Raw genomic sequence first — 12,246 nt, forward strand, 5'->3', positions numbered from 1 at the left:
ATAGACTGGAGATGATTTTATGACAAAGATAAAAGATATTATATCTTTAAAAAAAGATGTAGTATTTGGAGGGGCAGTTCAAACAGATTGGTACTATGACAAAGAAAAAGCTAAAACAATATCTAAAAACTTTATATTTCATGGACCTGAATTTTTTGGAGTAACGCAAGACGATATAGAATATAAAACTCATAAATTAATGGATACATGTAGTTTTACAAACTTAATAACTAATAAATTAAATGACGATGAAGGAAATCCAATAGTCCTTACAATAGCAGGATATGGAACGGGAAAATCTCATTTAGCAGTAACTTTAGGTAATTTATTCTCTAAGGAAAAAGAAAGCGATATCTACAAAGATATAATTAAGAATTTAAGATCAGCAGATTTGAATATATCTGAGAATATAAAAGATAAAACTAATAAACCAAATTTAGTTATAGTCTTAAATGGTATGAAAGATTTTAATCTGAATTATGAAATATTAAGTACAGCAAAAAAGGTATTAGCGGAATATGGGTATGGAGAAGAAATATTCTCTGAATATACTAAAGCTTATAATATTGCTCAAACATTCCTAGATAGAAACTTTGATAATTTCAAAGAAAAATTTGTAGAAAGCACATTAAATAGAGGAATAAATGCTATAAATCTAAAAAAACATTTAATAGAAAATATATATAAAGATGAAGTTTTTGAATCTATAAATGATGTATATAGTTATGTAACAGGTGGCCCTATAAGATGGGATGAAGGTATATCTTCAGCTGAAGTACTAGGGAAATTAGTAGATAAAATGTGTGGTACAAGCGGACATTTTAATAAAATACTAATATTATTTGATGAATTCGGAAGATATATAGAGTATGCATCGGATTATCCAAATAGAGCGGGAGATTCAGCTCTTCAACAGATATTCGAGGTAATACAAGATAGCAACAATAATATACTGTTTGTAGGATTTATTCAATCAGATCTTAAAACATATTTAGCTAGGGTAAATAAAACTTCTAATATAAGCAGATATATAACTAGATACGAAGGCGGAGAAAAAATATATCTTTCTTCAAACTTAGAAACTATATTTGCAAATTTAATAAAACCTAAAGATACAAACTTATATTCTAATTATATAGAATCTAAATTAAGAAATGAAAAAGTAGAACAAAAAAATAAGTTATTATTCAATAAAATAAATGAATGGATACCTTCTGCTAGAGGAAAAGGGGTATGGAATAACTGGGATAAGTTTAGCAATATTATATTAAAAGGAGTATATCCATTTCATCCTGTAACAACGTGGATGCTTTCATATCTTTCTGATTGGTATCAACAAAGATCCGCTATAAACTTTCTAATAGGATGTTTTGAAAATATAGAAGAAAAAGAGATAACAGAATTTGGAGATTTACCAGTAGTACTTCCTATTGACATTATAAAAGGCGATTTCTTCAAGGAACTACTATTAGCAGAAAGTGAAGGAAGACAAAAAAGCGAATATTGTACTTTATATGATAAAATATATATAAAATACAAAGATAAATTAAATAAAACTGAATTAGATACTTTATCAGGAATATTAATATTAAAGCTTGGAAAATTTAGAACATTAAATAAGGAAGATGTACTTTTAGCTTTAGACTATATAACTAGTATAAAGAGTGAAATATTAGATGAGATTTTAACAAATTTAGAAAACAACTACGGAATAATAGCATATGATGAAAAAGCTGCAACTTTTGATTTTATAGAAGATGCAACAGGAATAAATGACTTTAATAGATTTCTTAGAAGAAAGAAATCAAGTCTAGAAAATATAGATATAGAGATATTATTGAATAATGATATAAAGCAAAGACTAGGAATAAATGATTATATATTAACTGATTTTGGAGCAAAAAATAATATAAAAACAAGTGAATGGCAATATGAGCAAGATATAGTGACATTAAAGAGAATAGATAGTGTATATATAAAAAATCTAATAAATGACTTTAGTAACTCAACAGATCCTAGTAAACCTAAGGGTAAATTAATATATATATACAATAATAAAGATAACGAAATAGACGAACTGAATAAATTAAAGGATTTATACAATCAATACAATTTAGATAACTATCCTATAATATGGATACTACTAGATGATAAAGAAAATGACCTATACAATTTATTAGTAGACGGTAGTATAATACCTAAATTTACTCAAGAAGAAACAATGAAGTTTGCTAAGTTTATGATGATGTTCACAGAAAAAGTAAATGATGGATTAGTACGCCAATTTAATAATATGGTTCAAGAAAGAAATATATTTACTAATGAAGGTTTGGTAAAAAGTTCGTTGAGAATAAAGAACATATGTAATAAAAAATTCGAAGATTTATATAAAAGGATAATATCATTCCCGTTCGAAGGGTTTACAAATAAAAACCTAGGTGCTCCTAAAAAAATACATGGAGCTGTGAGTAAAGGAATATTATCTGGACAGTTAAATTACCAATGGATACAGTTACAAAATAAAGATATAAAAAATAGAATAGATATAGTATTGAGGAATAAGATGGTTGGATGGGGTGTTCTAGATGATGAATTTAGAATAATTATTCCAAAGAATATGAACCTAAAGGGTGTTTATGATGAGATAAGAAATATGTTTGATGAGGGCGATGTTAACATATACGATCTATATATAAAATACACTCATCCACCATATACTTTTAATGATTATTCCTTCGCATTGGCTATAGCAATATATATAGCTATAGAAGGTATAGAAATCAAGATATTCCAAGGAAGTAGACCTATAAAGACTATAGACTGGGCAACTGAGTTTTACAAAGAAAAAGATTTAGATTTTAAATATCTTAAAAACTCTAAGCTAGTTAAAGTTGATTTAGGTGAGTATTTAACTAGATACAAAGTTATATGCGATAAGATAGAAAGAAATACAGATATAGATATTTGTATTAAGTTAAAATCTGAGTTAGATCAGTTATTATCAGAAGAAGAGCCTCCAGAAGAATTTAGGTTAAAGGTAGAAGGCTGCAAGATGTTAATAAATCAAGGCGAAAAACTTTATAATAAAGTCAGAAAATTTATAGGCGAGATGAAATATGATCTAGAAAATGGTATGAGAGAATTAGATTTTAAATATATAAATAAAGTTGCTTTGAAGTGCGAGAAACTGACTTCAACTATAGAGGAAGGATTACCTTATCAATATAGTGAAAAGTACATGACTTTATTTGAAAATTTAGCTGATAAGGCAAGAGATTTTATAGAAAAAGAATATGTAAATTTCTTAAATAAAAATGCTAAATGTAATAGTATCGCGCAGGTGTCTGGTTATGAAAAATGGATGAAACTACTTATAGAGGATTTAAGGGATTTAGGGTATGATGATTATGTTAGACTTACAATAAATAAGCTAGAAGATCAGCTAGATAATCTAGATAATATTAAAAAAAGACAAACAATTAATGAAAGTGTAAAGAATTATTTAGATACAGTAAAGCCTAGTGAATACTCAACTCAAGAAGAACTTCTACAGTGGAAAAAGCAGGGTGAAGAGTTAATAAGTATAGTTAGAGAACACAATATATTAGATAAAAATGATAAGGAAGCCTATACAACAGGTCTAGAATCTAGGTTAAAGACTAATAACAAGTTTTTAGATAATATAAACAATAGCATAATGGATATTATAGATAATGCTCTTGAAATAGATTCTATTATGGAAGCTAAAAACCTTATAAATGAAATACAATATGTTATGTCTAAGAAGTTAAGACCTATAGATAGAGAAGAAATAGAAACTATAGGACAAGTTGTTCAAAACTTAGTTAAGGATATAGAAGAAATAGATAATATAGAGAAATTTAGTATAAAGTTTGAAGAAGCAACATTACTAAAAGATAAATATAGAGAACATGAAGATATTGTGGCTATAGATAGTGTAATAAATAGATATATAAAAAGCATAAATGACAAAGTAAATGAACTAAACAATAAATGGCTAAATGCGCATTTAGGATTTAAAATAAAAGAAATAGATAACTGGAATTCTGATATGTGCTTCAGATGGATTAAAGAAACAAGGGGTATTCCAAATTATCTTATAGATAGTACTGTAAATCGATATAATGAATATAAAAATAAAGTAGATAATAGAATAAGTAGTTTAAATATGGATAGTATAGTAAATTTATTTAAAGACTTATCATTAGAGAAAAAAGAAGTATGTATAAGTTTACTATCTAACATGCTAGAAGAGTTAAGCAGTAAAGTAAATTAATATTATGTTGTATTTTATAGGTACTTACTAATATATATTAGTAAGTACCTTATTAAATTAATGATCATTTAACAGTATTTAATACAGTATAAATGGTTTAGTAGAAAGGGGGAAACTAATGAATACTTCATCATGGTTATTTGAAATAATGCACGTAATAAATTTACTTGGAGGAGAAGCATCTCTTAACTCAATATATAAAAATATTGAAAAAAGAGGAAAAATTGATATTGAAAATTATATCGACTGGAAATCTCAAGTAAGAAAACAAATATATTTACATTCTAGTGATTGCGATATATTTAAAGGAAAACCAGGAGACGAGAATGATATTTTTTGCTCTGTTAATGGAAAAGGAAAGGGAATATGGGGAATAAGAAATTCGAATAATAATTTATATGCTTCTGAGCTTAATATTTCTAGTGAACTGATGAGAATAGAAACTAGTATAAATAGAATTATTAGAGATAGTAGCTTAGCTAAAACTATTAAATCCTTATATAAGAATACGTGTCAGATATGTGGAACTCAATTAGATTTGATAAATGGAGAAACATATAGTGAAGCACATCATATTAAGCCATTTGGAAATCCTCATTATGGACCAGATATTACAGGTAACCTAATAGTACTTTGTCCAAATCATCATGCTCAATGTGACTATGGTGCAATAAAGCTAGAATTAAAAGAGATACAAGTGCACCCCTCTCATGTAATAGATGAGACATACGTATGGTATCATAATAATTATATTTATAGCTCAAGATACTACTAAACTTTAAAAGGTTTAAGAATATATAGTTTAAAGATGTATGATTAATCATACATCTTTTTAATATTATATTTGAAATTAGAAACTTATACAATTTCAAGTATGTTCGTCTTGGTATTTTAGTTGGTTTATTTTATAAATTATTATTAAATAGTTATTTTAAGATTTATATTAAAAAATATGTAAAAATATGGCATAATAAGTATTGGCATAATCTAATTATAATATTTCAAAATTAAAAAGGGGATTGATAAATATGAAAGAAATAGAAATTGGTATGGTGGTTAATAACCATAAAGAGATAAGAGACATAATAGGTGGTGGGAATGAGATGAAAGGTATCAAGTATAAAAAAGGGTTAGATAAAGTAGGGATAGTAGATAACCAAACTAAGTATAACAATAAGTGGATAGATGGTAAATTGCATTATTGTGCAGAAGACAATAAAGCATATGATAATCAGTTAGAAATACCAACTAATAAAGCAATATATGAAGGTATATTGCCAATATATCTATTTGAGTATGATAAAAAGAATAACAACTTTATATTATCATCACAAATGAAATATAATAATTTATATTATGATGAAGTTGGGAAGATTGTTTTTATACTAGAAAGAATATAGTTTATACATAAATTAAGTGAGTATATGATTATGAATACGTATATGCCTAGGAGAGAGATAGAAAAACTAATACTTAGCGCTAGCAAAATAGTTATCAATTGAGGTAAATTACATAAAAGTGTAGGAGTATATCCTTCTAAAAGATATAGAATGACTACTGGTTAACAGATGATGAAATTAAGATATAGAGTATCATCGACTCCTTATAGTATAGATTGTAAAAAAATATTGATAGAATTATATAATAGAAAGTAAAATATTTTAAAGATATACTTTTATATAGATAATATTTAGATATAAGCTAAGAAAAGTCATTTCAAACAACTAATTAGCCATAATTAATTTTATGGGATTAATTATATAGGAGATAAAGTATGAAGATAGACGATTTAGAAAAAAATTTTAAAAAATATGTTGATGATAATAAAAGTAATTTAGGTTGTGATACTAATAACATAAAAAGAAGATATAATATCAGTACGGATAGTCATACCTATAATATAAAAGAAATATTAAAAGATAAACTTAATGAAGAAATTAACCTAGACGAAGGCACCGATATTAAAAAGTTTAGGCGGTTAGAAAAACAGATACTTTTAAAACAATTAATAGATGATGAAAGTTTAAATAAAAAGTTTTATAAACTAGAAAATAAGTATATTAGAGAAGATGAAATACATAGGCATATAGAAGCACTACTTAATAAAAATATCTATTTTGTTATTTTAGAAAAAATACTTGTTTATTGCAGAAATGATAAATTTTTACCTAATATTAATGAAGATACTAAATGGAATAATATTATAAATATAGTAATTGATTTAATTAATATAGAAAAACAAGAAACTAGTAGTCACATAGGGATATATTTATATCAAGAAGAGTTTAATCTGGCATATGCATCAAACTACTTCATAAATCGGGGGTATGAACTTTTCATTAGTAATAATATTATTAAATTTTGTAATGAATCTGATGCTGAAAAGATCGAATCTAAAATAGAAAAAGAAGTCACAGAAATTGGTGGGTGGAGTTTATCAAAATATATTTTTGAAGGAATTAATATATACTATAATGAAGAGTTTAAACGTTATGATTTAGTAAGAAGGCCAAATAGTTATCCTAAAAATGAAAAACTACTAAATTTACAAGAACCGTGGCCATATTTACTTTATTTGTCTTTAAAAAATTTTAAAAAATATACACCCAACCATGAAAGAATGAGAAATTTAGTAGATTTATCAACAGCATATATAGCATTATTTAACTTGCAAAAATTCACTATATATGATGGATTATTTATGGAAGCAGATGAATTACCTTATTTTATTCAAAAAAATATTTACTATGATAGATTATTTACTTTTAAACAATGGAATCCATTATTAATAGAAGACATAACTAATGGAATGTTTAAAAACATTTTTCAAGAATATAGTTTAAAGGATAGAATTGGATATTCTTTAGAAGAATATATTATTTTAATCAATGAAATATTAAATTCTAGTACTAAAAATTTAAGCATAATTAACCTTAAAGATATTTATAGTAAGTTTAATAAAAGAAGACAAAAAAATATAAAAAAAATCATAGATGAGATAAGTCATGAAAAAAATAAAATTAATTGTGATTTTAAGTCTTTGGACAGTAGAATAACATTTTATGAAAAACCATTAATTAAAATTGATGATCAAAGAGTTTTACTAGTTAGTCCATCACTATGTTCTTTTTCTTTCGTAGAAGCGATACAAAGCATTATAAGAAAATCTCTTAACGATGAAATTAAAGAAAAAAATCTTAATATAGAAAGTTTATTTGGAATTGAATTAGAAAGATCCGTAAAAAATAAATTAAAAGAAAAATCTATTGAATTTAAGGATGGATATTATAATAAAGATGGAGAATGTGATCTAATTCTCGAAGATAAGGATAAAATTATATTTATAGAGATAAAAAAGAAAATGTTAACTGAAAATGCTCAGAGTGGAAATGATATAAAATTTTTTGATGATGTGGCTAGTAGTTTACTTTCTTCACAGTCGCAAATGTTAAATCATGAATACGCGTTACTAAAAGATAATAAGATTGAATTAAGAGAATATCAGAGCAGAAAAAAATCTAAACATGGGAACAAACAAATAATAGAATTTAAAAATAGACAAATAAAAAAAATTAGTCTATCTTTAAGTGATTATGGATTTATAAGCTCTATAGAGATAACGAGAAAATTTCTTGAGTTAATCTCTATATCTAATATAAATACGATTGATATATCCAAATGTCATGAGTTGGAGAATGTAGAAAAATATATTGAAAAAATAAACAAATCTATTAAAAATATCGTAGATTTAAAGATATATGGTTATTCGAATATAAAAGATTTTTATAAAAATTCATTTTTTATGAGTATTCAACAACTCTATATGGATATAGAAAATTCATCATCTAAAGAAGATCTAATTAACAAATTATTAACTAATAGTAATATAATAACTGGAAGTAATGATTCTTATTTCGACAAATCTTATTTGCAAAAAATAAAAAAATAATTTAGTTTATAAATATTATAATCTATAAATTATATAAATAAGAGAATAATTATATGACTGATATAATTGATATGTAAAAAGTATTATTATAATATAAATACGTGTATTCTGAATGATATAAAATTAAACAATCATTTAAAATATACATATAAGATGATTTAAAAGCGCCTTCAACAATTTATAATGTACTCGAGAGAAAAAAGAGATCTATATTTATAGATTAGAATTTTTAGACGAGTTTTAAATATATTAAGTTATAACATAGCCTAGAGAGCATATAAACGCCTAGGCTTTTTTTATGCTATACAGTTAATACATTACAAACACATACTTAGATTATAAAATAGTACAATATCAGAGAATTATACTAATAAATAAGATAGAGAAAATATTATAGAGATCTATAAACACTGGTAGGAATTAAATATTCTCTAAAAGACAAAATAAATGCGATATATTGAAAACCATGTCGATAAATGGTAATATATGTATATTAATCTAACTATTAATAGAACTGGGATAGGGTTAGCAAGGGGTGTATACTCCTGTCTAAGTAAGAATATAGCTGTATTTGGGGGATAAGAATACATGAAAGTTGCAGAATAGAGTGCTAGAAAAATATACCATGCTGGGTATATTGCAATTAATTTAGGCTGTGTTTTATGGTCTAACTATGCCAGTGACACCCCCTATGTACATTAGTCCAGTGTATTTAGATACTTTAATTACTATTTAATAGTATTAATACAGGCTTATGTTAGGAGATATAAATAGGGGGTAATATGATGGATAAAATACTAGATATGATTGATTGTTTGTGGGATAGTGTTGGGATATTAGGCAAATTTACAACTGATGATAAGTGGTCACAGGGTAAAAAAAGTATTTCTTATTTAAATAAGAGTGTAGGAATTTATAAAGCAACACTGGATAAAAAGGTTGTTTACATAGGAAGAGCATTAGAGCATGATAATGGAGCACTAAGAAAGAGATTAATGGATTATGTAAGAGAAAGTAATAGTGGAAGAGATTGTGACTCTGGTAAGGAAATGTTTAAAAATAAGGATAAAATATCAATAGAAGTTATTATTGTTGGGGTTGGAGATGATTGTCTCTATACAGCTGAACTTTTAGAGAAGTTATTTATAAAGAAATACAATCCTGAATGGAATGTGTTAGATAATATTCAAACTAGTGTAACAAATATTGTAACTAAAGAAATAATTACTTAAATCAATATGGAGAAATATATAATGCTGTTACTTGGGTACTAATATTTAAAACGAAAATAGCTATTAAAGTATTAGTTTTGTAACATAAATTATAGAGAAATAATACAATTTGTAACAAAATATAAAAATCTTAATAGCTATATTATATGCTGTAATTAAGTAATACTAATAGATGGATCTATTTTATAAGATGAAATTAATAAAGATGATGTTGCAAAAACAAACCGACCTAATTAATGCTATAACTATAGTAAATATAGAGTGATATTATCTAGTTTACATAAATTAATAAATAGTTAGGCGTGATAGTTTTGGAGAAGAATTTAGAGCATTACATGAAATTAAAATATCCATTTAATATTGAGATAGAAGAGGATGATATATTCTTTGCTAAATACCCAGATTTAGAGGGATGCTTTAGCTGTTGGGACAGATTAGAGGATGCTTATAGAATGGGAGAAGATGCAAGGAAATTATAGATAGAAACAAAACTAGAATATGGAGAGTCTATACCAGAGCCAAAGAGCCTGATGTAAAATTTAATTTAAAAAGGTACACCTTTACAGATAGAAATATTATCTAGTATTTATGCTGTTTTGAATTTATTTTCCAGACAGATTTTTATAGTGAACTTATTAGATATATTTATAGAAAAACTCCTCCTAAATTGATTAGATTTAATATAATTAAATTGGTTAAATAAGGGCTAGTTAGTAAAGGTAGTAAAACTCTGTAAGTATTGGTTTAAAGCCTTTTTGTTAATTTATGATTCTATATATTCCCTAAATACATATTTAGAGGATAGTTGTATTAATTGCATTAATTGTATTATTAAATAATGCTATAATGATTTTGAGGTGATATGATGGAAATTAAACATAGGATTTTAAAATATATAGAAGAAAAAGGTATAGCTAAAAAAGCATTGAATTATTTGAAAAAGCAAGGGATTGTGGAAATTAGTTTAGTTGGTTTAAGAGGTATAGTGTTTTTATGTATTGTTTCTATTTTAATGAACTTTTATTTTATAGTTCAATCAGGAGTAATTCAACAAAGTATAGCATTTTTATTTAAATTTTTAGGTTATGTTATAAAAGAGTTTATGTATATACTTAGAGATTTTGATAAAAATTCTCCAGGTACATTATCATTTATAGGAGCTGTTATAGGTGGTGGATTAGGTTTTTATGGAGCAACAAAAGTGTTTAAAGACCAGCTAAAATCAAACAAACAACAATCTGTTGATAAATTAATGCACTTATTATTATATACATATAGAATGATTAGTCAGTTCCTAGAAGTTTCACCTACCTATGAGGGTTTTCAAAATGAACTTAAGGTAAGTAAATTATATAAGGAATTGGTATATGATAGAAATTGGACAGATTATATATCAGAAATAGATAATTATGATGATGCTGAAAATATACTTACATGGTTGTTTAATATAGAGCATCAGATTGTACCAAATGAAGGTCCTATGAAAAAATATTTATTAACTATAGAAAAAATACTAGAAAAGTATGGATTTACAAAACAACTAAATAGAATTAAGAAAGAAAGCAGAAAAAAAGTAAAAGAGAAAGAAGATAAGGCTGAGATAGAATATTCTAACTAGGGGGATTAGTTAATATGGATAGGACTACTTTAGACAAATTAGACTTAATCGATCAAGTAGAATACTTTAATAAGAAGTTAAAAGAAGGAAAATCATTGACTAAGATTTGTAATGATATAGGAATGACTAGGAAGTAAATAAAAGTAAGTTATATAGGTAAAGGTAATACAGTTGAGTATCATGGAGAGAAACCTATAACTGTTAAATTAGAGTTAGAAAATGAAGTCCCTACAAGTATATATAATGAATTTGTACAAAAAATATAATCTTCTTGTTTAAGAAGATTTTTATTTTTCATTTATTAATTGTTCTACAGCTGGAATATCTGCAGGTGCCCAAACTAATGAAGATAGGTTTTCTCTTTTCATCCATATAAGTTTTGAGCGTTCACTTGCTATAGGAGCTCCTTCTGTGATTTTGCACTTTATAATATTAGGTTTATTATGACTTTTTCGTATTCATGAGTATTATCATGGAATACTTCACAAGCTTTTATACTACATTTTAGCTCTTCTTGAATCTCTCTTTTTATGGCTTTATATATATTTTCATTTTCTTCAACTTTTCCTCCTGGAAACTCCCACATGTTTGGAAGTATCATTTCTGGAGATCTAAGAGCACATAGTATTTCATTTGCTCTATTTTCAATAATTGCTGCTACGACTTTTAGTTTCTTTTTCATGTTAATCACCTCTAGATACGATTATTGTATTGATACTATTAGATTATACTAAATTCAGCTATATAAATGTGAGTTATATATAATCATTTTGTATAGAAGTTTTTTATTTTGAACAATGAGTTACGACAAATATTGTAATAATTGTCATATAAGAATATTAGAGATTTTACTTATAATAGGACATTTAAGATATACTTATGTAAATTTATTTAATAATTATTTGAGCGATTATATATATGTATAATGAGATATTAATAAAATTAATGAAATTAAAGAGGGAAAAATATTAAATAAATGAACTTTTCATGCAGTAGCTAGACTTCCTTTGCTTAAATCATTAAAATACACGATAGAATGTACAGGATGTTAAATTTTTTCTATAGATATATGCAGCGAGGTTTTTTATTATTTAGAATTTTTATTAAAGTCCATAAAGTAGTAAAGTTAATAATTTAAAAGATTTGAATA

General features: G+C 25.3%; 9 protein-coding genes. 8 read left to right on the plus strand and 1 reads right to left on the minus strand.

Translation table 11 applies throughout. The features are described from left to right. The first annotated feature begins 19 nt into the window (after positions 1–19). The 8 genes from ACUSRV_RS03175 (at position 20) to ACUSRV_RS03210 (ending at position 11,233) form a co-directional block, all read left to right on the plus strand. On the plus strand, positions 20–4,297 hold the full coding sequence (locus ACUSRV_RS03175; RefSeq protein WP_490140473.1) for a hypothetical protein: 4,278 nt from the start codon (positions 20–22) through the stop codon (positions 4,295–4,297). Positions 4,298–4,415: 118 nt separating this feature from the next. Continuing rightward, the gene (locus tag ACUSRV_RS03180) at positions 4,416–5,072 is read left to right on the plus strand and encodes an HNH endonuclease (protein WP_490140474.1); all 657 of its coding nucleotides are present in this window, start codon (positions 4,416–4,418) and stop codon (positions 5,070–5,072) included. 253 nt (positions 5,073–5,325) lie between these two features. After that, the gene (locus tag ACUSRV_RS03185) at positions 5,326–5,697 is read left to right on the plus strand and encodes a hypothetical protein (protein ID WP_490140475.1); all 372 of its coding nucleotides are present in this window, start codon (positions 5,326–5,328) and stop codon (positions 5,695–5,697) included. Positions 5,698–6,071: 374 nt separating this feature from the next. Next, entirely contained in the window at positions 6,072–8,246 is a 2,175-nt protein-coding gene (locus ACUSRV_RS03190) for a hypothetical protein (RefSeq protein ID WP_490140476.1), read from the plus strand. Between the two features lie 785 nt (positions 8,247–9,031). Next, positions 9,032–9,478, plus strand: a complete 447-nt coding sequence (locus tag ACUSRV_RS03195) for a GIY-YIG nuclease family protein (protein ID WP_490140477.1) — start codon at positions 9,032–9,034, stop codon at positions 9,476–9,478. A 311-nt stretch (positions 9,479–9,789) separates the two neighbouring features. Continuing rightward, a complete protein-coding gene (locus ACUSRV_RS03200) occupies positions 9,790–9,957 on the plus strand; it encodes a type II toxin-antitoxin system HicB family antitoxin (protein WP_490140478.1) in 168 nt (55 codons plus the stop codon). A 386-nt stretch (positions 9,958–10,343) separates the two neighbouring features. After that, positions 10,344–11,096 (plus strand): hypothetical protein, encoded by a 753-nt coding sequence (locus tag ACUSRV_RS03205; RefSeq protein WP_490140479.1) that lies wholly within the window; start codon positions 10,344–10,346, stop codon positions 11,094–11,096. Between the two features lie 14 nt (positions 11,097–11,110). Next, a complete protein-coding gene (locus ACUSRV_RS03210) occupies positions 11,111–11,233 on the plus strand; it encodes a hypothetical protein (protein ID WP_490140480.1) in 123 nt (40 codons plus the stop codon). A gap of 287 nt (positions 11,234–11,520) precedes the next feature. On the opposite strand, the gene ACUSRV_RS03215 is transcribed toward ACUSRV_RS03210, so the two are convergent. Next, the gene (locus tag ACUSRV_RS03215) at positions 11,521–11,778 is read right to left on the minus strand and encodes an NUDIX domain-containing protein (protein ID WP_490140481.1); all 258 of its coding nucleotides are present in this window, start codon (positions 11,776–11,778) and stop codon (positions 11,521–11,523) included. Positions 11,779–12,246 lie beyond the last annotated feature (468 nt).

Source organism: Sporacetigenium sp. TC11 (assembly GCF_058146105.1).

What these genes read in the sequence shown, in the direction of transcription:
- ACUSRV_RS03185 (WP_490140475.1), top strand. Translation starts at nt 5,326, where the DNA reads ATGAAAGAAATAGAAATTGGTATGGTGGTTAATAACCATAAAGAGATA.
- ACUSRV_RS03210 (WP_490140480.1), top strand. Translation starts at nt 11,111, where the DNA reads ATGGATAGGACTACTTTAGACAAATTAGACTTAATCGATCAAGTAGAA.
- ACUSRV_RS03180 (WP_490140474.1), top strand. Translation starts at nt 4,416, where the DNA reads ATGAATACTTCATCATGGTTATTTGAAATAATGCACGTAATAAATTTA.
- ACUSRV_RS03195 (WP_490140477.1), top strand. Translation starts at nt 9,032, where the DNA reads ATGGATAAAATACTAGATATGATTGATTGTTTGTGGGATAGTGTTGGG.
- ACUSRV_RS03205 (WP_490140479.1), top strand. Translation starts at nt 10,344, where the DNA reads ATGGAAATTAAACATAGGATTTTAAAATATATAGAAGAAAAAGGTATA.
- ACUSRV_RS03190 (WP_490140476.1), top strand. Translation starts at nt 6,072, where the DNA reads ATGAAGATAGACGATTTAGAAAAAAATTTTAAAAAATATGTTGATGAT.
- ACUSRV_RS03215 (WP_490140481.1), bottom strand. Translation starts at nt 11,778, where the DNA reads ATGAAAAAGAAACTAAAAGTCGTAGCAGCAATTATTGAAAATAGAGCA.
- ACUSRV_RS03175 (WP_490140473.1), top strand. Translation starts at nt 20, where the DNA reads ATGACAAAGATAAAAGATATTATATCTTTAAAAAAAGATGTAGTATTT.